A 23,129-nucleotide genomic window follows, 5' to 3' on the forward strand; every position below is an offset into this window, starting at 1 on the left:
ACAGTGATGTGACGGATGGGGCCGCACAGGCCCACTGTCACCACTGGGGGTTCTGGGATCTGGGGGGATCTGTTTGCTCACGTCTGTCTTCATCGCTGCCGTGTCACTGGCTCTGTTCTGGATGGCGGCGTTCACCTTGTGGTGGCAGATGCACGCCTGGCGCACGCCGGAAGTGCTCGCCTCCACGCGGTTCAGCAGTCCGGACGGGGACGAGCACGTCTCCTTCTCGCTGCTGCTGCCCGCCCGGCACGAACAGGCGGTGCTGGACCACACGATCCAGCGGCTGCTGGAGTCGAGCCACACCGACTTCGAGATCATCGTGATCGTCGGGCACGACGATCCGGAGACCACCGAGGTGGCCGAGAAGGCCGCGGCGCGTGACCCACGGGTCCGCGTCGTCGTCGACACGCACGAGAAGAAGAACAAGCCGAAGGCCATGAACACGGCCCTGCCGCACTGCCGCGGCGATGTCGTCGGGGTCTTCGACGCGGAGGACCAGGTCCACCCCGAGCTCCTCGCGCACGTCGACCACGCCTTCCGCACCACCGGCGCGGATGTCGTCCAGGGCGGTGTGCAGCTGATCAACTTCCACTCCAGCTGGTACAGCCTGCGCAACTGCCTGGAGTACTTCTTCTGGTTCCGCTCGCGGCTCCATCTGCACGCGCAGAAAGGTTTCATTCCGCTCGGCGGCAACACCGTCTTCGTCCGCACGGACGTCCTCAGGGAGGCCGACGGCTGGGATCCCAACTGCCTCGCCGAGGACTGCGACCTGGGCGTCAGGCTCTCCAGCGTCGGCAAGAAGGTCGTGGTCGCCTACGACTCCGACATGGTGACCCGGGAGGAGACCCCGGGCTCGCTGATGTCCCTGCTGAAGCAGCGCACCCGCTGGAACCAGGGGTTCCTCCAGGTGTACCGGAAGAAGGACTGGAAGCAACTGCCCACCCTCGGGCAGCGGCTGCTCGCCCGCTACACCCTGATGACCCCGTTCATGCAGGCTTTCACCGGCCTGATCATCCCGCTGAACGTGGCGATCGCGCTCTTCCTCGACGTGCCCGTCGGCATCGCCTTCATCACCTTCCTGCCGGCCGTCACCGCCCTGGTCACTTTCGTCTTCGAGATCGTCGGACTGCACGACTTCGGCAAGCAGTACGGGCTGCGCGTCCGCTTCGCGCACTACCTGAAGCTGGTCGTGGGCGGCCCCTTCTACCAGGTCCTGCTCGCCGGGGCGGCCGTGCGGGCCGTGTGGCGTGAGCAGCGCGGCCGCAACGACTGGGAGCTGACGACCCATGTCGGCGCGCATCTCGACGCGACGGCCGCGACCCGGGCGGGCGCCCCGCACACCCGTGAGGACGTCGAGGACGTACCCGTGACCCGAGAGGACGTTCCCGCGTGACCTCCACCCTTCCCGCGGCGACCACCCCGAAGGTCCCCGCGCAGCGGCAGCGTGTGCCGGGTGCCGGTCCGGCCCGTCGCACACCCGAGCCGCCGAGCCGGCTGCGCTCCTCCCGGCCCGACCTGGTCCTCTGCGGTGTCCTCCTCGTGGCGATCCTCGTCGTGCAGGGCTGGAACATCGCCGACTATCCGGCCCTCAGCGACGACGAGGGCACCTACCTCGCCCAGGCCTGGTCCGTCCAGCAGGGCAACGGCCTGGCCCACTACACCTACTGGTACGACCATCCGCCCCTCGGCTGGATCCAGATCGCCGTGCTGACCTGGATCCCCGCGCTGATCAGCCCCGAGTCGATGACGGTGGGCACCATGCGCGCCGCGATGCTGCTGATCAGCGGCATCAGCGCGGTCCTGGTGTTCGTGCTGGGCCGCCGTCTGGCGCTGCCCCGCTGGGCCGCCGGGCTCGGCATGGTCTTCTTCGGGCTCTCGCCGCTGTCCGTGGTCCTCCAGCGGGAGATCTTCCTCGACAACCTCGCGGTGATGTGGACGCTGCTGGCCTTCACCCTCGCCGCGTCCCCGAGCCGCCATCTCTGGCACCACTTCGGCGCGGGCATCGCGGCCGCCACGGCCGTCCTCACCAAGGAGACGATGCTCGTCGTCCTGCCCGCCCTGTTCCTCACCATGTGGCGCCACAGCCACAAGGACACCCGCAAGTTCGCCCTCACCGGAGCCGTCACGGCCTGCACGCTGATCGGCTTCTCGTACCCGCTGTTCGCCCTGCTCAAGGGCGAGCTGCTGCCGGGTGCCGGGCACGTCTCCCTCTGGGACGGCGTCAAGTACCAGATGACCAGACCCGGTTCGGGCTTCATCCTCGACCAGGGTTCCGGCTCCTGGGGCGTCCTCCAGTCGTGGCTGTACTACGACCGCGTCCTGCCCCTCGGCGGCCTCGCGGGCGCCCTGCTGCTGCTCGCCACCTGGCGCTGGTCGGTCACCGCCCGGGCCCTGGCCGGACCCGCCCTGGCCGTCGCGATCTTCGCCGCGCTGGCCCTGCGCCCCAACGGCTATCTGCCCGCGATGTACGTCATCCAGGCCCTGCCGTTCCTCGCGCTCGTCCTGGCGGGCGGCACCGCTTCCGTCGCCCACGGGGTGCTGAGCCGCTGGCGCTCCGAGGCGGAGAAACGGTACGTCAGTCTGGGCCGGTACGCGCTCGCCGCGGTCCTGGCCCTCGCCGCCGGCGCCTACGTCGTACCGCGCTGGTACGACGGAGCCCGCATCGCCGTCACCACCGACGCCAACGCCGGCTACCAGGCGGCCTCGAAGTGGCTGGCCACGGAGGTCGAGGACCCGGAGCGCACCCGGGTGCTGGTGGACGACGCCCTCTGGCTGGACCTGGTGCACCAGGGATACCGGCCCGGGCTCGGCGTCATCTGGTTCTACAAGGCCGATCTCGACCCGGCGGTGACGAAGACGATGCCGCGCGGCTGGAAGGACCTGGACTACGTCGTGGCCTCGCCGACGGTACGGCGGGACGCGGCCGACCTGCCCAACGTCAAGGCCGCCATGGAGCACTCGGACCCGGTCGCCACCTTCGGCACCGGCGAGGACCGCATCGAGATCCGCCAGATCCAGACGTCCGCCGGAGGCGCGCGATGAGCCAGGAGTCCACCGTCCCCGGTGAGGTCGTCGAGACCGAGACCGAGACCACCGAGATCCCCGAACCGGGCGCCGTCACCATCGTCGTACCGACGTTCAACGAGTCGGCGAACGTACGGCAGCTGCTGCACCAGATCACCGAGGCCGTCCCGGCCCGGCTGCCCTGCGAGGTCGTCTTCGTGGACGACTCCACCGACGACACGCCCGAGGTCATCCAGAAGGCGGCACAGGACTGCCCCTTCCCGGTGACGGTCCTGCACCGGGACGAGCCGGTGGGCGGGCTCGGCGGCGCGGTCGTCGAGGGCATGAAGGCGGCGACCTCCGACTGGATCGTCGTCATGGACGGCGACTGCCAGCACCCGCCGTCGCTCGTGCCCGACCTGGTCGCCACCGGCGAGCGGGCCAACGCAGGGCTCGTGGTCGCCTCCCGGTACATCAAGGGCGGCAGCCGGGCCGGGCTCGCGGGCAGCTACCGGGTGTTCGTCTCGCGCGGGGCGACCTGGCTGACCAAGGCGCTGTTCCCGCGCCGGCTGCGCGGCATCAGCGACCCGATGAGCGGCTTCTTCGCGATCCGCCGCAGCGCCGTCACGGCCGAGGTGCTCCAGCCGCTCGGCTACAAGATCCTCCTCGAACTCGCCGTCCGCAGCCGCCCGCGCACGGTCACCGAGGTGCCCTTCGTCTTCCAGGACCGGTTCGCCGGGGAGTCCAAGTCGACCGCCCAGGAAGGCCTGCGCTTCCTGCGCCATCTGGCCGGGCTGCGCACCGCCTCGCCCGGCGCGCGCATGGTCGGCTTCGGCCTGATCGGGCTCACCGGCTTCCTGCCGAACCTGGTCGGCCTGTGGGCGCTGACCGCGCTCGGCATGCACTACGTACCGGCGGAGATCCTCGCCAACCAGCTCGGCGTCGCCTGGAACTTCCTGCTCATCGAGCATCTGCTGTTCCGCGAGCGGCGCAGGCACCGCCGCTGGTGGGACCGGGCCGGGCGGTTCGCGCTGCTCGCCAACGCCGACCTGGTGCTGCGCATCCCGCTGATCGCCCTGTTCGTGCACCAGTTCCACCTGGGCGTGCTGTCCGCCACCGCGCTCGCGCTGGTGACGACCTTCGTCCTGCGCTTCGCGGGGACCGAAGCGCTGGTCTATCTGCCGCGCCGGGGACGTGAGAAGCCCGGACGCGGGAGCTCCGCACAGCAAGGAGAGCCGTGTGAAAAGACGTCGTAGAAGTACCGCACTCCTGGCCGTGGCGGGCCTCACCTCGGGCCTGCTGCTGACCTCTCCGCAGACCGCCTCCGCCGCCAACCTCATCAAGAACCCCGGATTCGAGACCGCCGGCACCGGCGACATGCCGTACTGCTGGGAGAAGTCCGGCTGGGGCGACAACGACTTCACCTTCACCACCACGACCGACGCGCACTCCGGCGGCAAGGCCATGAAGGTCGAGCTGACCCGCCGCGCCGACGGCGACCGCAAGGCCCTGATCACCGAGTCCGCCCAGTGCGCGCCGGTGGTGACGCCCGGCAAGCAGTACGACCTGGGCCTCTGGTACAAGACGACCACCCCGGACGCCTCGGTGACGCTCTTCCGGCACGACGCGACGGCGGGCTGGCAGTACTGGACCGACCTCAAGACGCTGGAGATGGCCGGGAACTGGACCGAGGCCACGGTCCGCACCCCCGAGGTCCCGGCCGGCACCGACCGCATCTCCTGGGGCGTCTCCGTCTACGGCACCGGCTCCGCCACCACCGACGACTACACGATGGACCAGGTACCCGACCCGGTCCTGCCGCCGCGGTGCACCGGCACCGCCGAGCAGTGCGCGAACGGCAAGTGGGAGGTCCTGCCCACGCGCAACCCGGTCCGCTCGATGCACTCCGTCGTCCTGCACAACGGCAAGGTCCTGCTCATCGCGGGCTCCGGCAACGACGAGTCGATGTTCGAGGCCGGCACCTTCACCTCCGCGGTCTACGACCCGGCGGACGGCTCCTACAGAGTCGTCCCCACGCCGAAGGACATGTTCTGCGCCGGGCATGTGCAGCTCCAGGACGGGCGCGTGCTGGTGATGAGCGGCAACAAGGGCTATCCCTCGGCGGACGGCCGCGTCGGCTACCAGGGCTACAAGGACTCGTACATCTTCGACCCGGAGACCGAGACCTACTCCAAGACCAACGACATGAACGACGGCCACTGGTACCCGTCGGCCACGATCCTCGGCAACGGTGACGTCATCTCCTTCGGCGGACTGCGCGAGGACTCCACCGGCTCGGTCACCGCCGAGCTGTTCTCCCAGGCCGAGCAGCGGTGGCAGCCCACCTGGAAGGTCAACCAGACCTGGTCCTACTGGGGCCTGTACCCGTCGATGATCCTCATGCAGGACGGCCGCCTCTTCTACTCGGGCAGCCATGTCTTCGGCAACAACATCCCGGGCACCGGCTCGGCGCTCTACGACTACGGCGCCAACACGATCACCCAGGTGCCGGGCCTGCAGAAGAAGGACGAGCGCGACCAGTCGGCGAGCGTGCTGCTGCCCCCGGCGCAGGACCAGAGGGTCCTCACCCTCGGCGGCGGCAACATCGACTCCAACCCGGAGGCGAACCGTCTGACCGACATCATCGACCTCAAGCAGCCGAACCCCTCGTACGTGGCCGGGCCGCCGATCCCGCAGGGCACGGTCGACCTGGGCGACGGGCCCGTCCCGCAGACCGGGAACCAGGGCAAGATGTACGTCTCCGCCGTGCTGCTGCCCGACGGCAAGGTGCTGGAGACCGGAGGCGCCCTGCACAACCGCGCCGACCCGGTCTACGAGACGTCGATCTTCGACCCGGAGTCGGAGACCTTCGACCCGGTGGCCGTCGACCCCGAGGCGCGGGGCTACCACTCCTCGGCGTTCCTGCTCCCCGACGGCCGTGTGATGACCACCGGCGACAACCCCGGCAACGGCACTTGGAACCACGACGTGTCGGTCTACAGCCCGCCCTACCTGTTCAAGGGCCCGCGTCCGCAGATCACGTCCGTCATCGACACCGAGTGGAACTACGGCGACACCCAGCGGATCACCGTCGACCGGCCCATCGCCAAGGCCGAGTTGATCCGCCCGGCCGCCGTCACACACTCCTCCGACCCGAACCAGCGGTTCGTGGACCTGCCGCTGTCGGTGGACGGCAACAACGTCGACCTGAACGTCACGAGCAACCCCAACCTGGCCCCGCCCGGCTGGTACATGCTCTTCGCGGTCGACGCCGACGGAGTGCCGTCGGTGGCCGAGTGGGTGCACCTCCAGGGCCCGCAGGCACTCAAGGCGACGGACGCGTCAGCGCATGTCCACGACTTCGCCGACGCGCCCGAGGGCAAGGTGGTGAAGCCCGGCAAGAAGCGGGTCTCGCAGAAGGTCAGCCCGACCATCTCCGGCTGCGACCGGCACTACGGCTCGATCAACGTCTGCGTGCCGACCGACTTCCCGGCGGAGGTGAAGAAGACGACGGCAGCCCGCTGCGAGTGGCTCAAGGCCAACGACTACGGCCGCCTGAAGATCAACGGCAAGGACGACCCACTGGGCCTGGACCGGAACCGGGACGGAATCGCCTGCGGAAAGGGTGATGTGAGGAAGAGTCAGCCCTGATCGCGTGACTCGGTCAGGGCGCGCTCCACGATCGCCTCCAACTGCTCGTGATGCGCGCCCTTCCAATAGGCCCGCCCACACGCACCGCACTGCGCGAACACGTCGTACGTCGCATGCGTACCGTGCTTCAGCTGGTCGGCGACCTCGTCCTTGGTCGCCCTGCGGAGCACCCCGTTGCAGGCGGTGCAGCGCGTCCAGGGAAGCAGCTCGGGACGGAACCGGTCCAGGACGTCCCGGAGCTGCTCCTCAGGACGCGTGCTGTACACGAACGCCCCCGCCCACAGTTCACGCCTGCGCAGCAGCCCCCGGTCCCGGCTCAGCATGACCCGCTGCTCGGCCGCCGAAAGAGCGGCCAGCGCCGGATCGCCGATGTCGGTCGACTCATAGGCCGTGTCCACGCCGAGCAGCCGCAGCCTGCGGGCCAGCGTGCCGAGGTGCACATCGAGGAGGAAGCGCAGAGGAGCGCCCGGAACCTTCTGGGGGCGTGCGACGGCCTGTACGGTCACGGACTCGCCGCCTGCCGGGACGTGTGAGACGGGCACCTCGCGGCCGTCCACGACCAGGGCGCCCACCTCCGTCAGCGGCACGCCCAGCGACTCGACGACATGGCCGAGGCTGGAGACGCCGTCGGTGGCGGCCCGTACGGTGCCCGCACGCCGGGCCCGGGGGACGAACACATGCAGCTCGGGAGCGAACTCGACGTGGATCTCGGGACCGTTCACCTGGTCAGGATGACACGGCGACGGGCCGCCGCCTCAGGGTTTTCCGCTCGGCAGGCCGTGTTCCAGGACGTCCAGGGCGCGGTCGACGAGGTCCCGGATGTCGTCCCGGTGGCCGGTCTCGGCCCAGTAGTGGGAGACCTCCATCAGCCCGCCCATCACGGACATGGCGAAGACCCGTAGCTCCAGGCTGTCCGGGTCGAGCCCGGAGCGCTCGGCGAGGGCCTCGCGGAGCAGCAGGCCGGTGGCCGCCGTGCTCTCGATCATGCGGGCCCGGACCGCCGGCACCTCGACTCCGAGCCGCGTCCGCAGCCGGGTCACCTCGGGTTCCTCGGCGAGGCTCAGGTCGAGTGCCTTGCGCATCACGTGCCGCAGGACGTCGGCCCACGACTCGTCCTCCGGCCGGGCCCGCAGCTCCGCCAGCATGACCGGGTCCCACTCGTCGGTGATGACGATGTCCTCTTTGGTCGGGAAGTAGCGGAAGACGGTCGACGGCGACACCTCGGCACGGTCGGCGATCTGCTCGATCGTCGTGGCGTCGTAACCCTGCTCCTCGATCAGCGCGTAGGTCGCGCCGCGGATCGCCTGGCGGGTCTTGATCTTCTTCCGCTCCCGGAGTCCCAGCGGGGGCCGGTCGGCGGGGGTGGTGCGTGGGGCCGTCATGAAGGTCATTGTCGGGCATCGGCCTCGGGCTCGGCCATGGCCGGGGCGCCGCTCGCCCCGCCCGGGGCGGACCGGCTGTCGGGCAGGAACGCCGCGGCGAACAAGGCGGCGACCAGGGCGGCCACGCCGCACACCAGCAGGACGACGCCCATGCCGTGGACGTACGCGCTCTTCGCGGAGGCGGCCAGGCCGGGCGCGGAGGTCCGTTCGGCGACGAGGTGGGCCGCGACCACGGACTCCCCGGCCGTGTCGGCGGCCCGGGCGGGCAGCCCGGCGACGTCGAGCCGGTCCCGGTAGACGCCCGCGAGCAGACTGCCGAGCAGGGCGATGCCGATCGCGCTGCCGACCTGGCGCAGGGTCATGAGAAGCCCCGAGCCGCTGCCTGCCCGGTCGGCGGGCAGCGCGGCCAGGGCCCCGTCCATCGCCGGGACCACCGCGAATCCGAAGCCGAGGCCGGTGATGGTCAGCCACAGCGCGGTGAAGCCGTAGCCGGAGTCCGCCGCCGTACGGCTGCCGAGGAACGCGGCGAAGGCCAGCACCACCAGGCCGGCGCTGACCACCGCGCGGGGGCCGAACCGGGCGGCCACCGGCTGGGCGGCGCGCGCGGCGATCACCAGCCCGCCCATCATCGGCAGCAGCCGCAGCCCGGTGCCGAGGGCGTCGTGGCCGAGGACGGCCTGGAGGTAGGGCGGCAGCAGGAACAGCAGGCCCGCCAGGACGAAGGTGACCAGGGTCGCCGCGAGCGAGTTCACGAGGAAACAGCGGTGGGAGAGCAGCTCCATGTCGAGCATGGGCCGTGCCGCCCGGCGCTCGCGCAGGACCAGTCCGGCCAGCAGGACCGCGGAGCCCGTGAGGAACCCGGCCACCAGCGGGTCGCCCCAGCCGCGCGTGGGCGCCTCGATGATGGCGTAGACGAGGGCGCCGAGGCCGGCCGCGGTGAGTGCCGTCGAGACCGTGTCGACCTTGGGGGAGGCGGGGTCCCGGGTCTCGGGCAGCAGGACGAGGCAGGCCGTGATGCCGATGCCGACCATCGGGACGTTGACCAGGAAGACCGAGTCCCACCAGAAGTGGTCGAGCAGCCAGCCGCCGATGATCGGGCCGAGCGGCATGCCGAGCGCGGAGGCGGCCGACATGACGCCGACGGCCTTGGTGCGCTCGTCCGGTCCGAACAGCGAGGGCAGCACGGACAGGGCGAGCGGCATGACCAGCGCGCCTCCGACGCCCATCACGGCACGGGCGGCGACGACCCAGGTCACGTCCCCGGCCAGGGCGCCCGCGACCGAACCGGCCAGGAAGATCCCGAGCCCGGTGACCAGCATCAGCCGCCGCCCGAACCGGTCGCCGAGCAGCCCGGCGGGGAGCATCAGGGCGGCGAACACGACGACGTAGGCGTCCGCCATCCACTGCTGCTCACCGGTGGTGGCGCCCAGGTCCTCGGCCATGGTCGGCAGCGCGACGTTGAGGATCGTCATGTCGAAGCCGAGCGTCAGCATGCTCGCGACCAGGGCCCCGAGGGCCCACCAGCGGCGCGGGTCCTGGCGGACCCCGTTAGTGACAGTAGCCATGAAATGAAAGTAACTCTCAAAAAGTAGGCACTGTCAATAATTATCGATCCAGGGGCCGGCACCGGGCGCAAACGAAAACGGCCACGGCTGGAGAGCCGTGGCCGTGAAAGTCGGGAGGGGATCTACGCGTGCTGGTACGCCACCAGGGAGATCCCCACGTAGTGCGTGATGAAGGCCGCCAGGGTGAAGGAGTGGAACACCTCGTGGAAGCCGAACCAGCGCGGTGACGGGTTGGGCTTCTTGATCCCGTAGACCACGCCGCCCGCGCTGTAGAGCAGACCGCCGACGATGACCAGGACGAGGACGGCGATCCCGCCGGTCCGCATGAAGTCCGGCAGATAGAAGACGGCCGCCCAGCCCATCGCGATGTAGCACGGCGTGTAGAGCCAGCGCGGGGCGCCGACCCAGAACACGCGGAAGACGATCCCGGCCGCCGCCGCGGCCCAGACACCCCACAGCAGCCACTGCCCCTTCGCCCCCGGCAGGAGCAGCATGGTCAGCGGCGTGTAGGTGCCCGCGATGATCAGGAAGATGTTGGCGTGATCCAGACGGCGCAGAACGCCGTCCATGCGCGGACTCCAGTTGCCCCGGTGGTACAGCGCGCTCACGCCGAACAGCAGGCAGGCTGTCAGCACGTAGATACCGCAGGCGAGGCGCCCTCTGGACGAGTCGGCGAGGGCGGTCAGCACCAGGCCCGCGACGAGAACGGCCGGGAACATGCCGAGGTGCAGCCAGCCGCGCAGCTTGGGCTTCACGGGGTGCGGCAAGGAGAGCGCCACCGGGCCACGGCCGTCGGCCGGCGTATCCGAGGGCGCGTCGGGGACGAACGCAGTCATGGCCGAATGGTAGCTACGGAAGCGTAAGTGACCTATCAGTCCAACTGATTGGCCGACGAAGAGTGGCCATCCTCTCACCGTCGCCGAACGATGGTCACGCAAACGGACGGTCATATGAACCCAACGTGCACGCAAAGCGTCGCGAGAAACCGTGGCGATCCTCACGTTGCTCACCTGTGCGCTCCTCTGGACAGATGGGCGCGGACGTCGGATGATCAAATGAGTGCGGTCGGCACCGGATGAGCGCCAAGTTTCACCGTGAAGCATCCGGGTCGCAGCCCCCACGGGGCCTCCACATCACCAAAAATCCCTCATTTAGGAGCAATCGTGGCGCGCGATATCGCGGCTCCCACCGTCCCCACCACCCACCAGGGGCTGATCTCGTGGGTCAACGAGATCGCCGAGCTGACCCAGCCGGACAACGTGGTCTGGTGTGACGGATCCGAGGCCGAGTACGAGCGCCTGTGCGGGGAGCTCGTCCAGAAGGGCACCTTCCGGAAACTCGACCCGATCAAGCGCCCCCACTCCTACTACGCGGCCTCCGACCCCACCGACGTCGCCCGCGTGGAGGACCGGACGTTCATCTGCTCCGAGAAGGAGCAGGACGCCGGCCCGACCAACCACTGGAAGGCCCCCGCCGAGATGCGGGAGATCTTCCAGGGTTCCGGGGGCCAGGGCGGCCTGTTCCGCGGCTCGATGCGCGGCCGCACCCTGTACGTCGTGCCCTTCTGCATGGGTCCGCTCGGCTCGCCGCTGTCCGCGCTCGGCGTCGAGATCACCGACTCGGCGTACGTCGCGGTCGCCATGCGCACGATGACGCGCATGGGCCAGGCGGTCCTGGACGAGCTCGGCTCCGACGGCTTCTTCGTCAAGGCCGTGCACACCCTGGGCGCCCCGCTGGAGCCCGGCCAGGAGGACGTCCCCTGGCCCTGCAACCAGACCAAGTACATCTCGCACTTCCCCGAGGACCGCGAGATCTGGTCCTTCGGCTCCGGCTACGGCGGCAACGCCCTGCTCGGCAAGAAGTGCTACGCCCTGCGCATCGCCTCCGTGATGGCGCGTGACGAGGGCTGGCTGGCCGAGCACATGCTGGTCCTCAAGCTCACCCCGCCGCGCGGCGAGGCCAAGTACGTCGCCGCGGCCTTCCCGAGCGCCTGCGGCAAGACCAACCTCGCCATGCTGGAGCCGACCGTCCCCGGCTGGACGGTCGAGACCATCGGCGACGACATCGCCTGGATGCGCTTCGGCGAGGACGGCCGGCTCTACGCCATCAACCCCGAGGCCGGCTTCTTCGGTGTCGCCCCCGGCACCGGCGAGCACACCAACGCCAACGCGATGAAGACGCTCTGGGGCAACTCCGTCTTCACCAACGTCGCCCTCACCGACGACAACGACATCTGGTGGGAGGGCATGACGGAGGAGACTCCGGCCCACCTGACGGACTGGAAGGGCAACGACTGGACGCCCGAGTCGGGCGTTCCGGCCGCGCACCCCAACGCCCGCTTCACCGTCCCGGCCTCGCAGTGCCCGATCATCGCGCCGGAGTGGGAGGACCCCAAGGGCGTGCCGATCTCGGCGATCCTCTTCGGCGGCCGCCGCGCCACCGCCGTACCGCTGGTGACGGAGTCCTTCGACTGGAACCACGGCGTCTTCCTCGGCGCCAACGTGGCCTCCGAGAAGACCGCCGCCGCCGAGGGCAAGGTCGGCGAGCTGCGCCGCGACCCGTTCGCGATGCTGCCGTTCTGCGGCTACAACATGGGCGACTACATGGCCCACTGGATCGATGTGGCCAAGGACAAGGACCAGTCCAAGCTGCCGAAGATCTACTACGTCAACTGGTTCCGCAAGGACGACCAGGGCAAGTTCGTGTGGCCCGGCTTCGGCGAGAACTCCCGTGTCCTGAAGTGGATCGTGGGGCGCCTGGACGGCACGGCCGAGGGTGTCGAGTCGCCGATCGGCGTCCTGCCCGCCAAGGGCGCCCTCGACACGGACGGCCTCGAACTGTCCGAAGCCGACCTGGACTTCCTGCTCACGGTCGACAAGGAGGTCTGGCGCGAGGAGGCCGCCCTGGTCCCCGAGCACCTCAACACCTTCGGCGACCACACGCCGAAGGAACTGTGGGACGAGTACCGCGCGCTGGTGAAGCGCCTGGGCTGAGACCCGCACCCAAGACTCCGCGGCCGGTCTACCGAGAGTGCCCTGACCAGCAACATCGTCACGGCCGGCCGCGGTGACAGCAGTACCGGAGGCAGGGGTTCGCACAACGGCGTGCGAGCCCCTGCCTTCGTCGTTCCCGTCGCGCCCCCTTGCTCACCGAATCTTCACACCTGTTTCATGCTCTACAGGTGCCTCACCGGTCCCGGTGGGGCTCTCAAAGCAGCCTGTGGGGGGCACAGTTGAATACCGCACACCGTTCCAGACGGCTCGCCGCCACGCTGTCCGCCGCGTTACTCGCGGGGACCGGCCTGACCGTCGCCGCCGCACCCGCGGCGCACGCGGCGGCCTCGGACGCCGTGGCCAAGCTGCCGATCTCGTCGTACTCGGCGCTGGCCGTCGACAACGTCCACCAGCGCGTCTTCGTGGCGGACAGCAACGTCGGCTACTACCTCAACTCCGGCACCATCGCCGTCTACAGCTTCGAGGGCGAGCGCCTCACGACGCTCACCACCAACCAGGCCCATGTCTCCGGCCTCGCGGTCAGCGCCGACGGCAACACGCTGTACGCGGGCCTGCGCGACCGTATCGAGGCCTACGACACCACCACCTACCAGCGCACCACCGTCGCCTCCGCCAACACCGACACCTGCGGCCGGGAGGTCGCCCAGTCCGGCGGCCAGACCTGGTTCACGACGCCCTACGCGTCCTCGGCCTCCCAGTGCGCCACCGCCGAGACCCACCTCGACGGGATCGTGAACGGCACGCACACCCGCACCGGCTGGAACGACAGCGGCGATCTGCTGCTGGAGGCCGGCGCCGGGGACCGCATGCTCATGGGCCAGCCGCTCAACGCGAAGGCGGCCGACCCCTTCCTCGCCGTGTACGACACCAGTGACGGCTCCCTCGTGCGCAACGCCGCACGGCGCTTCGCCGACGGCCAGGGCAACGGCGCCCTGAACCTCAAGGACCTGGCGTTCTCCGCCGACGGCGGCAAGGTCGCCCTCGCCGACGCCACCGCGGGCACCAGGCTGCTGAACACCGGCGACCTGTCGGACGCGGCGACCGGCTACCGGGCCCTGCCCGACGGGGCCACCGCCAGCGCGGTCGCCTTCAGCGGCGACGGCAAGTACATCGCGCGCGGCGCCTCCGCCACGGGTGCCGTCCCCGACCTGCTGGTGCAGCCCGCCGACCCGGGCGACTCCACCACCCCGCTGGAGTTCGTCTTCGAGGGCAGCCTCGACGGCGACCGGGTCGTGCCGCGCGGCATGGAGTGGGCGGCGGACGGATCCCGGCTGTTCGCGGTCACCACCAACGCGGCCGGCGGCCAGTACTGGCTGCACATCATCAAGCCGCCCGCCGTCCAGTACGACGCCCGTTTCACCGGCGGCCTCACCCACAGCCCCGGCCAGGCCGTGGCGGGCGAGCCGCTCGCCGTGCGCGGCCGGCTGGAGCACGACGGGCCCGCGCCCACCGAGCCGCTGAAGGTCAAGGCGACCCGCACCGACGCGAGCGGCACCCACGACCTGGGCACCGCCACCGTCAAGGCGGACGGCACCTTCACGGTCCTCGACGAGCCCGACCGGCTCGGCGAGGCCACGTACACCGTCTCCTACCTCGGCGACCTGACCCACCGTCCGGCCACGGACATCACCCACACGGTGACGGTGGGCAAGGCCTCCAGCGCGATCGCCCTCACCGCCCCGGACGAGGCCACCATGTCCGGCGGCATCGAGATCACCGGCACTTTCACCGCCCAGGGCAAGCCCCTGGCGGACCGGGCGGTACTCAAGGTCGTCCGCGAGGACCGCCTCGGCACCGGCACGCTCTCGTCGGTGACCGTCGCCGCGGACGGCACCTTCACCATCAACGACATCCCCCGCACCCACCGCGACGTGACCTACACGGTCAGCTGGCCGGGTGACGCCCTGCACGAGGGATCGACGGCGTCGGCGGAGGTCTACGTAAGGCGCTAGGGAACGGCGACCGCCGATGTGACGGTGCCACACATTCCGTATGTGTCCACGCAGTTGGGACGCTTGAGCGTGCGAAAGGTTGTGCGCACATTCGGCCTCACCTTGGGCACGGGTCCATCACAACTGGTCGCTCGCCGGGTCCGATCTGGGTGCTATTGCTGGGATCAATCCAAGATCGTCTGATGCCCGGGCTATGAAATGGTCAAGCGAAAGACTTCACAAGGGCGTTGATCCCACCCCCGCCTTTCGCTCCGCCCTTCGCTCGGACCCTCCGGCTGCCGGTGCCCACCGAGGCCGGAGGTGTCCGGTGCCCGAACGGCGGGACCTCACCCGCCCAGTGCCGCTCCACCCATCAAGTGCCGCCCGGTCCAGGCGCGGCCCCGCATCCACCAGCTGAGAGGGCACCTCATGGCCGACGAGATGGTGCGTCAAGCCCAGGTCTTCATCAACCGCGTGTACGGCAGCCGCATCGGCATGACCGTCGAGGAGAACGGGCAGACCGGCTGGCCCACCATGTACGCCCTGACGCGCGCGCTCCAGTACGAGCTGGGCATCACCAATCTGTCGAACAGCTTCGGGCCGGCCACCCTGGCGGCCATCGCGGAGAAGTACGGCAAGATCGACGCCAACAACGTGCCGCACGCGGACTTCTGCCGGATCCTCCAGTCCGCCCTGTACTGCAAGGGCTACGACGGCAGCGCCATCGACGGTACCTACAGCGCCCGCGTCCAGCAGTCCGTCACCCAGCTCAACGCCGACATGGGGCTGAGCGCGGTCTACCCGGGCAGCGCACTGTGGCCGAAGGTCATCAAGGGCCTGTTCAACATGGACGCCTATGTCACCGTCAGCGGCGGCTCCAACGCGGTTCGCGCGGTGCAGCAGTGGCTCAACGGCCAGTACGTCCTGCGCAAGGACTACTACGTCATCCCCTGCGACGGCCACCACTCGCGCGATGTCGCCAAGTCGATGCTCTTCGCCGTCCAGTACGAGATCGGGATGGCGGACGGGGTCGCCAACGGTGTCTTCGGCCCCGGCACCCAGTCCGGACTCAAGTCGCACACCCTGTCGGTCGGCAGCTCCGGCAACTGGGCACGGCTCTTCACCGGCGCGATGATCCTCAACCAGCGCTCGGTGGCCTTCGGCAACTTCACCAGCGCGGTCTCCACCGCCGTCTCGAGCTTCCAGTCCTTCGCGAAGCTCCCGGTCACCGGCAAGGGTGACTTCTCCACCTGGGCCTCTCTCCTCGTCTCCTACGGCGACCAGAGCCGTAGCGGCGAGGCCTGCGACGGCGTCACCAAGATCACTGACGCGCGCGCGGCCACCCTCAAGGCGGCCGGTGTGAAGTACATAGGCCGCTACCTCACCAACCCCAGCGCCACCTCGCTCCCCGAGAAGGCCATCCAGCCCGGCGAGCTGGCCACCATCGCCTCGAACGGCCTGCGCTGCTTCCCGATCTATCAGACGTACGGCAGGGACGCCGCCGGCTTCAACTACGGCGCCGGACGGGCCGCGGGCCAGGCCGCCGCCAACGCCGCCCTCGACCACGGCTTCAAGCCCGGCACCCGGATCTTCTTCGCCGTCGACTTCGACGCGCTCGACCACGAGGTGACGTCGAACGTCCTGCCGCACTTCAAGGGCATCGTGGACGCGCTGGCCGTCGACGGGGCGGAGTTCGCGGTAGGTGTGTACGGGCCGCGCAACGTCTGTACCCGCGTCGGCGAGGCCGGGCACTCCACCGCCTCCTTCGTCTCCGACATGTCCTCCGGTTTCTCCGGGAACTTCGGCTACCCGCTGCCCGCCGACTGGGCGTACGACCAGATCGTCACCCGTACCGTCGGCTCCGGCGCCGGCTCCATCGAGATCGACGTCAACATCGCCTCCGGACGCGACACCGGCCAGGGCTCCTTCAACGCGCCCCGGCCGCCGCGCCCCGACGTCGGCTTCGACGGCACCTTCCTCAACGCGCTGCACGCGGACCTCAGCCGCTACATGCGCGACATCGGCTACGAGGACGACGGCGGCACCGGCACCGAAGCGCGTCTCTTCACGCACACCCAGTGCTTCGAGACGATCATGTCGCACGACGCACAGACCACCCAGCTGTCCCGTGCGTACAACATGCGCAAGGCGATGATCCAGACCTCCGCCTACTGGGAGATGCGGCACTACGACCTCATCGACCAGGGCGTGGACCACGCGGTCGCCCAGTACCACCTCAACGGCGTCGGCATCAAAAAGGACTCCTCGACCGGCATCGGGCAGATCAGCGGCGCGAACGGCATTCGCGCCTGGAACCACTGCATCGACAACGGCTTCGTCACCGGCACCCGTCTGGATCCGACCAAGGACGCCGACATCTGGACGATGTGGCAGAGGGTCAACAAGGACAACGCCTTCACCATGCGGACCGTGCCGCTGATGCACCTCTGGGGAGTCGCGGGCAAGCCCGGCGGCCAGAACCCCCCGACCGGCGAGACCAAGCTCCGCGCCATGAGCCTCAACTACACCGAGGGCGAGATCTTCGAGATCATCCGCCGCTACCAGGGCTGGGGCGACGAGGCCGAGGCTCATGCCGCCAAGCGCATGGGGCTGTACCACATCTTCGAGAAGTACAACAACCTTGTCCGGCAGCTCGCCGGCGGGTGAGGTGGTCGCCATGACCACCTCGTACCCTGCCGCCCTGCCCCTGCTGCTCTGCATCGTCGTCGCCGCCGTGACCGCCTTCGGTCTCGTCGGGTACGGCCTGCCGGCGATCGGCAGGGGCGGCCCGGGGGCCGTGGCACGCGGCGGCGCCGCGCTCGCCGGGGCCCTCGCCGCGATCGCCTGGGTCTGGGGCCTGGTGTCGCTCTTCCTCGACGAGAGCGGCACCGCCCAGGCCTGCCAGGACGCGAACCCTTCGCTGTACGGGCAGGTGAGCGGCTACAGCGTGTCCTACCTGCCGCCCGCCCTCGACTGCCGCATGTCGTCAGGTGGTTCGTACGCGGCGGCCGTCCCCGGCTTCATCGCGCCCGTGATGACGGTCTGTGCGGTGATCGCGGTGACGCTCGCTCTGATCGCCCTCGCCGAACACCGCCGCACCACCACACCCGAGCATCCCGAGAAGAGGACCACGTGAGCGACGCTCCCGCCCCGCTGTCCCGCAGAGGCTTCCTGCTGCGTGCCGCCGCCGTCACCGCCGCCGCCGCCGCGGCGGTCCCGTACTCGCAGGCCCTGGCCACCCCCGCGTACGCCGCCGAGCCGCGGGACTACACCTTCCCCAAGGCGGTCCGCGAGGGCGTCGCCCGGGCCGAGGCCCGTAACGAGCGGCTCCTCGCCGGGGCCGACTCGGTCAACGGGTGGGACATGGAGACCGCCGCCGACCAGGGCGGATCCATCGCCACCCGGCCCGTGCCCGGCACCCCGGTGAAGGACCTCCAGATCCGGCTCGGCGCTCCCGAGACGGTCCTGGTCCACCTCGTCCGCCGCTTCCACTACGAGATCGCCGAGCTCCAGCCCGGTGAGGCCGTCGGCTGGACCGCTCCGAAGGGGCTGCGCGGGCCCGCCCGCAACCTGGCCTCCGGCACCGCCGTCCGTATCCGGCCCGGCCACTACCCGGCCGGCGCCAAGGGCGGCTACTTCCCCCTGGAACTCGCGGTGCTGCGCGACATCCTCGCCGAACTCGACGGCGTGGTCCGCTGGGGCGGCGACGACCGTGCCGTCGACGAGGCGCTCTTCTATCTCGCCGTCGGCCCCGACGACAAGCGCCTGACCGCGGTCGCCGAACGCCTCCGCGCCGGCGGCGAGGGGACCGCGGGCGAGAGCGCCGGCACCCTCGTGGACGTCCACGAGAAGGGCCGCCGCTCGGCCGCCGAGGCCCTCGCCCGCCGCCAGCGGAAGGCGGCCTGACGCCGCGTCGGGCGCGGCCCGGGCTTCCGAGTTTGCAGTCGACCACCAAGGAGAAGGCAGTGAAGAGAAAGTTGACCCTCGTGGCAGCGGCCGCCGTGGCGATGGGGGCTTTTGTGACCCCGTCCGCCCATGCCAACACGGGGTTCGAGAATCAGACGAGCCCCGAAGCCTGCCAAAAGTCTCAGGCAGCGTCCGATTTCAAGTACGCGATCTACTACAACTCGAACTACGGCGGCGCTTACCGCAACGTCGGCTACAGCGTCTGGGATTTCGCTGACGAGCGGATCGGCGGTGCTCCGCAGGGCGGCACGCAGCCGCTGAACTTCTGCCACGGCGGAAACGGGAACCTGCAGGGCATCAAGAACAACGCCGCGTCGGTGAAGAACAAGCACTCGACGTATTACGCCGTGACCTATTACAACAGTGGTTACAAGGGCTCCGCTGACTGGTCCAGCCCGCGTTCTCAGACCAACCTCTCGGTGACCAAGAACGAGAACGCCTCGTTCGCCTGGCAGACGCTCTAAATTCCAACGGCAGGTACCCTCCCCATGCGCATGAAGGCCACGCGAGCAGGCGTCGGTTCGCTGTTGATCGCGGCAACTCTGGTATCACTTGCCGGTTGTTCGGGCGATGCGACCACGGCGAATCCGTCGGTGGCGACACCGAAGCCCACGGTTCCGTTCGACGCGGCCGATCCTGCGACATGGGTGCTCCCGATCGAGGGGTACCTGCCGTCGGAGACCGAGCGAAAGCAGATCTCGCAGGCCCGGAAGATACTCGTCGGCGATTGCATGAAGGGTTTCGGCTTCTCCTGGCAGCCGGCTGCCGACCTGCCACGTCTGGGCGGCAAGACCTTGGTCGACTGGCGCTACGGGATTCACGACATGGCGCTCGCCGAGGAGCGGGGATACAAGCCGGCGGCCGAGGAGCAGGAAGCCTACGACCAGGCCGTCGAAAAGGGTGCCCTGGACGGTACGTCGGGTTCCGGCCCGGATACGCGGGCCCTGGAGGGCGGCGTCAAGGAGGTAGGGGGCAAGCCCGTACCGGAAGGCGGCTGCCTCGGCGAGGCCGACCGGAAGATCTCCGCCGGTGGTGCGAACACCACGATCGCCCAGACGATCAGCAACGAGACCTTCGCCCAGTCCCAGCAGATCCCCGAGGTCGTCGAAGCGTTCGAGGCCTGGTCGGCCTGCATGAAGAAGAGCGGTTTCACCTACGCGCGGCCGCTCGACGCCAGCGATGACCCGCAGTTCGGTTCGCAGAGCGTCACGCCGCTCGAAATCAGGACCGCGACCGCCGACATCTCCTGTCGGGACAAGACCAAGGTCGCCAAGGTCTGGTTCGACGCCGAGGTGGCGATGCAGAAAGAGGAGATCGAGTCGGGAGCCGAGCGGTTGAACGGGGAGAAAAAGTCCCTGAACTCGGCCGTGAAGAAGGCCGCCGATGTCATAGCGGGATCCTGATGCGCTCTCGCGGCCTCGCTCAGCGTCGAAAAGCTCTCGGTTTCCTGGTTCTGGCATGTCTCGTGTGCACGGGAGCGGGCGCGGGCGCTGCCCTTCTCATCAAGTCTCCGGCGCAGGTCGCCGCGGACACGGCGCCTCCGCCGCCGGACATCCTCACGGCGGAAGTGGAGGACCGGGTGATCTCCCAGGCCCTGATCACCCGTGGGAAGGTCACGTCTTCCCAGCGCACCGACATCTCCTCCGGGCCCCGAGCGGGCGAAGACGCCGGCCGGTCAGTGGTGACGAAGGTCAAGTCCGCTCCCGGCCGGAAGCTCACTGCCGGGCAGGTGCTGCTCGAAGTCTCGGGTCGTCCGCTGTTCGTCCTCGAGGGCGCCGTACCCGCCTACCGTGACCTCGTGCCCGGCAAGCGCGGCGAAGACGTCGCCCAGCTCCAGGCGGCGCTCCGGGGCTCCGGCCACCCCACGGGGACCGACCTCTCAGGAGTCTTCGGCCCGGGCACCGAACAGGCCCTGACGTCCTTCTATCGCTCCATCGGTTACGAAGTGCCGGTTACCGAGGCTCCCGTGAGCCTGGCCGAGGCGCCACAACCCGAGGCTCCACAACCCGACGCATCGCCTTCCCCGACGGCGAAGCCCGAGGAGGCCCCGCCTCGCTCCCTTCCCACCTTTCCGATGTCGGAAGTGGTCTTCGTCCGGTCCTTCCCCGCGTACGTCGAGGAAGTGCACACCAGAGTGGGGGACGAAGCCGGGGAGAATCTGCTGTCCCTGTCCTCCGGTGCGCTCACCGTCGAGGGTTCCGTGACACCGCAGGAGAAGGGGATGATTCGCGCGGGCCAGAAGGTGCGGATCTACTCCGATACGGCGGGCCGCGAGTTCAGCGGAAAAGTGGAGTCCGTCGCCTTGGAACGCGCGTCCGCGAAAGACGGCGGCGAGGAGTCGGGCGAGCAGAAGTACACGGTCAAGGTGGCACCGTCCCGGCCCTTGCCCATGAAAATGAACGGCGAGAATGTGCAACTGACCGTTGTGGCGGCCTCGTCCCGGGGGAAGGTCCTCGCCGTGCCCTCGTCGGCCGTCTCGACCGGCGCCGACGGTCTGACCAGCGTCACCGAGAGGACAGGGCGGAAGGAGCGCCGGATTCCCGTCACCGTCGGTGTATCAGGGGACGGATTCGTGGAGATCGTTCCGCGGAAGGGCGCGCGTCTCGAGGCCGGTGCCCGGGTGGTCGTAGGCGTGCAGATGAGAGCGACTGCGGGCCGGCCGTGACCACGACCACCAAGGACAGCGCGGTCATCGAGTTCCGTGGCGTCGGGCTCAGATACCCAGGTCCTCCGGCCGTCGACGCCCTGCGTCCCTGCGATCTGCGCATCGCCGACGGGGAGTTCGTCACCGTGGTGGGGCCGTCGGGCTCGGGCAAGTCCACCCTGCTGAACATCGCGGGGCTCCTGGACGCCCCCACGCAGGGCCGGTACCTGCTGAACGGGATCGACACGGCGGCCTTGAGCGCCTCGCGTCTGGCTGCTCTGCGCGGTGAACGGATCGGGTTCGTCTTCCAGGCCTTCCATCTCCTTCCCCATCGCAGTGCGCTGGAGAACGTCGAACTGGCCATGGTCTACCGGGCCGTTCCCCGGCGGGAGCGCCGTGCGCGCGCTGCCGCGGTCCTGGAGCGCGTGGGCCTGGCACACCGTGCTACGGCGCTCCCGACCCAGATGTCGGGCGGCGAACGCCAGCGCGTCGCGGTCGCGCGCGCCCTGGTGGGGGAGCCCTCACTCCTGCTGTGTGACGAGCCGACAGGGAATCTGGACTCCGCCACGTCCGCATCCCTGCTGGAACTGCTGGACGCCCTGCATCGCGACGGCATGACCATCGTCGTGATCACCCATGATCCTCAGGTCGCCGAGCATGGCCGACGCACCGTCACGATCCGCGACGGCGTTCTCCATGACTCCGGCCAGCGGTCGGGGGCGGCATGACGACGGACCGGCCGAGCGCCCCGGAACGGTCCCGGCTGGCCGTACGCGATCTGCTGTCCGAAGCCGTGGCCGGCATGCTTCAGCGACCGGCCCGGTCGGTACTCACCGCCCTCGGAACCGTTCTCGGTGTCGGCGCCTTCATCGCGGTCCTGGGGCTCACCGGGACAGCCACTTCGCAGATCGACAACCGGTTCAACTCGCTGACGGCCACCGAGGTCAGCGTCACGGACATCGGGTCCGGTAACGCCGCGGCACGCGATCTGTCGTTCCCGCAGGACGCCGACGCCCGCATCGCCCGACTGAACGGCGCGCTCGCCGCGGGTGTCTCCTGGAGTGTCCGGCTCGGGCCACAAGAAGCGGTGCGGGCCGCCCCCGTCGGCTCGGCCAACAGTGTCGACGCCCAGACACAGGTGATCGCCGCCTCTCCCGGTATCTGGCAGGCGTCACAAGCCCGGTTCGTCGAAGGCAGGGCATTCGACGGCTTCCATGACACGCATCACCAGGCGGTCGCCGTGATCGGCCAGGCCACCGCGGCACGTCTCGGTATCACCACGCTGCGCACGCATCCCGCCGTCTTCATCGGCAACACCGCCTTCACCGTGATCGGCATCCTGAAGGACGTCGAGCGGAAGCCGGAGCTTCTGATGTCCATCACGGTGCCGCGTTCGGTGGCCGAACGGACGTGGGGAGCCCCCACGGACGAGGGGGCGCAGATGCTGATCTCGACTCGGCTCGGTGCGGCCGGCCAGATCGCGGACGAGGCGGCAGTCGCCCTGCGCCCGGACCACCCCGAGTACTTCAAGGTGACACCGCCTCCGGACCCGCGGTCCCTGCGCACCGCGGTCAGCGACGACCTGAGCCAGCTGTTCCTGCTCCTCGCAGGGGTGTGCCTCATCATCGGGGCCGTCGGAATCGCGAACACCACGCTGGTGGCGGTGCTGGAACGAACCGGAGAGATCGGCCTGCGACGCGCTCTGGGCGCGCGCGGCGTTCACATCACCCTGCAGTTCCTGACCGAGTCCGCGGCGCTCGGCCTCCTCGGAGGCCTCGTCGGCACCTCGATCGGCACGGTCGTCGTGGTCACCGTCGCCGCGGCGAAGCAGTGGACACCGGTGATCGACCCCGCCACCTTGGCCGCCGCCCCGACACTGGGCCTGATCGCCGGCCTGATCGCCGGCCTCTACCCGGCATGGAGAGCCTCCCGAATCCCACCCGTCGAAGCACTGCGCCGCTGAGCGGTCAGCG

Annotated in this window: 18 protein-coding genes; 14 read left to right on the forward strand and 4 right to left on the reverse strand. The window is 69.6% G+C overall.

From position 1 onward, the window contains the following. Positions 1-73 precede the first annotated feature (73 nt). Genes ACFT32_RS18280 through ACFT32_RS18295 form a run of 4 tightly spaced genes read left to right on the forward strand, consistent with a single transcriptional unit; the run spans position 74 to position 6,654 of the window. Positions 74-1,393: a glycosyltransferase gene (locus ACFT32_RS18280; protein ID WP_382490113.1), complete on the forward strand. Its 1,320-nt coding sequence runs from the start codon at positions 74-76 to the stop codon at positions 1,391-1,393. Further along, the gene (locus tag ACFT32_RS18285; RefSeq protein WP_382490115.1) at positions 1,390-3,042 is read left to right on the forward strand and encodes an ArnT family glycosyltransferase; all 1,653 of its coding nucleotides are present in this window, start codon (positions 1,390-1,392) and stop codon (positions 3,040-3,042) included. The genes ACFT32_RS18280 and ACFT32_RS18285 overlap by 4 nt, the downstream gene beginning before the upstream one ends. After that, positions 3,039-4,259 carry a glycosyltransferase gene (locus tag ACFT32_RS18290; protein ID WP_382490117.1) on the forward strand — a complete coding sequence of 407 codons (1,221 nt, stop codon included), beginning with the start codon at positions 3,039-3,041 and terminating at the stop codon, positions 4,257-4,259. Before ACFT32_RS18285 ends, ACFT32_RS18290 begins: the two co-directional genes overlap by 4 nt. Next, entirely contained in the window at positions 4,243-6,654 is a 2,412-nt protein-coding gene (locus ACFT32_RS18295; RefSeq protein ID WP_382490119.1) for a galactose oxidase-like domain-containing protein, read from the forward strand. The genes ACFT32_RS18290 and ACFT32_RS18295 overlap by 17 nt, the downstream gene beginning before the upstream one ends. Here the strand turns inward: ACFT32_RS18295 and ACFT32_RS18300 are convergent. From ACFT32_RS18300 to ACFT32_RS18315, 4 genes are all read right to left on the reverse strand, one after another. Beyond that, on the reverse strand, positions 6,645-7,376 hold the full coding sequence (locus ACFT32_RS18300) for a Mut7-C RNAse domain-containing protein (protein ID WP_382490121.1): 732 nt from the start codon (positions 7,374-7,376) through the stop codon (positions 6,645-6,647). The genes ACFT32_RS18295 and ACFT32_RS18300 overlap by 10 nt on opposite strands. 33 nt (positions 7,377-7,409) lie before the next feature. Then, positions 7,410-8,036, reverse strand: coding sequence for a TetR/AcrR family transcriptional regulator (locus ACFT32_RS18305; protein WP_382490123.1), 627 nt, complete (start codon positions 8,034-8,036; stop codon positions 7,410-7,412). Between the two features lie 5 nt (positions 8,037-8,041). Further along, the gene (locus ACFT32_RS18310) at positions 8,042-9,601 is read right to left on the reverse strand and encodes a DHA2 family efflux MFS transporter permease subunit (protein WP_382490125.1); all 1,560 of its coding nucleotides are present in this window, start codon (positions 9,599-9,601) and stop codon (positions 8,042-8,044) included. 122 nt (positions 9,602-9,723) lie between these two features. Further along, positions 9,724-10,437: a hemolysin III family protein gene (locus ACFT32_RS18315; protein ID WP_382490126.1), complete on the reverse strand. Its 714-nt coding sequence runs from the start codon at positions 10,435-10,437 to the stop codon at positions 9,724-9,726. Positions 10,438-10,764: 327 nt separating this feature from the next. Between ACFT32_RS18315 and ACFT32_RS18320 the strand changes: the two genes are divergently transcribed. The 10 genes from ACFT32_RS18320 (at position 10,765) to ACFT32_RS18365 (ending at position 23,119) form a co-directional block, all read left to right on the forward strand. Continuing rightward, the gene (locus tag ACFT32_RS18320) at positions 10,765-12,594 is read left to right on the forward strand and encodes a phosphoenolpyruvate carboxykinase (GTP) (protein WP_382490128.1); all 1,830 of its coding nucleotides are present in this window, start codon (positions 10,765-10,767) and stop codon (positions 12,592-12,594) included. Positions 12,595-12,833: 239 nt separating this feature from the next. Next, positions 12,834-14,567 carry an Ig-like domain repeat protein gene (locus tag ACFT32_RS18325; protein ID WP_382490130.1) on the forward strand — a complete coding sequence of 578 codons (1,734 nt, stop codon included), beginning with the start codon at positions 12,834-12,836 and terminating at the stop codon, positions 14,565-14,567. A 408-nt stretch (positions 14,568-14,975) separates the two neighbouring features. After that, positions 14,976-17,213, forward strand: a complete 2,238-nt coding sequence (locus tag ACFT32_RS18330) for a glycoside hydrolase domain-containing protein (RefSeq protein WP_382490132.1) — start codon at positions 14,976-14,978, stop codon at positions 17,211-17,213. Positions 17,214-17,223: 10 nt separating this feature from the next. Beyond that, positions 17,224-17,682 (forward strand): hypothetical protein, encoded by a 459-nt coding sequence (locus ACFT32_RS18335; protein ID WP_382490134.1) that lies wholly within the window; start codon positions 17,224-17,226, stop codon positions 17,680-17,682. Next, positions 17,679-18,452: a hypothetical protein gene (locus ACFT32_RS18340; protein WP_382490136.1), complete on the forward strand. Its 774-nt coding sequence runs from the start codon at positions 17,679-17,681 to the stop codon at positions 18,450-18,452. The genes ACFT32_RS18335 and ACFT32_RS18340 overlap by 4 nt, the downstream gene beginning before the upstream one ends. 59 nt (positions 18,453-18,511) lie before the next feature. Further along, on the forward strand, positions 18,512-18,976 hold the full coding sequence (locus ACFT32_RS18345) for a hypothetical protein (protein WP_382490137.1): 465 nt from the start codon (positions 18,512-18,514) through the stop codon (positions 18,974-18,976). Between the two features lie 30 nt (positions 18,977-19,006). Beyond that, positions 19,007-19,915 (forward strand): hypothetical protein, encoded by a 909-nt coding sequence (locus ACFT32_RS18350; protein WP_382490139.1) that lies wholly within the window; start codon positions 19,007-19,009, stop codon positions 19,913-19,915. A 62-nt stretch (positions 19,916-19,977) separates the two neighbouring features. Then, positions 19,978-21,177: an HlyD family efflux transporter periplasmic adaptor subunit gene (locus ACFT32_RS18355; protein WP_382490141.1), complete on the forward strand. Its 1,200-nt coding sequence runs from the start codon at positions 19,978-19,980 to the stop codon at positions 21,175-21,177. Continuing rightward, positions 21,174-21,884 carry an ABC transporter ATP-binding protein gene (locus tag ACFT32_RS18360; RefSeq protein ID WP_382490143.1) on the forward strand — a complete coding sequence of 237 codons (711 nt, stop codon included), beginning with the start codon at positions 21,174-21,176 and terminating at the stop codon, positions 21,882-21,884. The genes ACFT32_RS18355 and ACFT32_RS18360 overlap by 4 nt, the downstream gene beginning before the upstream one ends. After that, on the forward strand, positions 21,881-23,119 hold the full coding sequence (locus ACFT32_RS18365; protein WP_382490145.1) for an ABC transporter permease: 1,239 nt from the start codon (positions 21,881-21,883) through the stop codon (positions 23,117-23,119). Before ACFT32_RS18360 ends, ACFT32_RS18365 begins: the two co-directional genes overlap by 4 nt. The last annotated feature ends 10 nt before the right edge of the window (positions 23,120-23,129 follow it).

This window comes from Streptomyces sp. NPDC057002 (assembly GCF_042673825.1).
Taxonomy (GTDB): domain Bacteria; phylum Actinomycetota; class Actinomycetes; order Streptomycetales; family Streptomycetaceae; genus Streptomyces.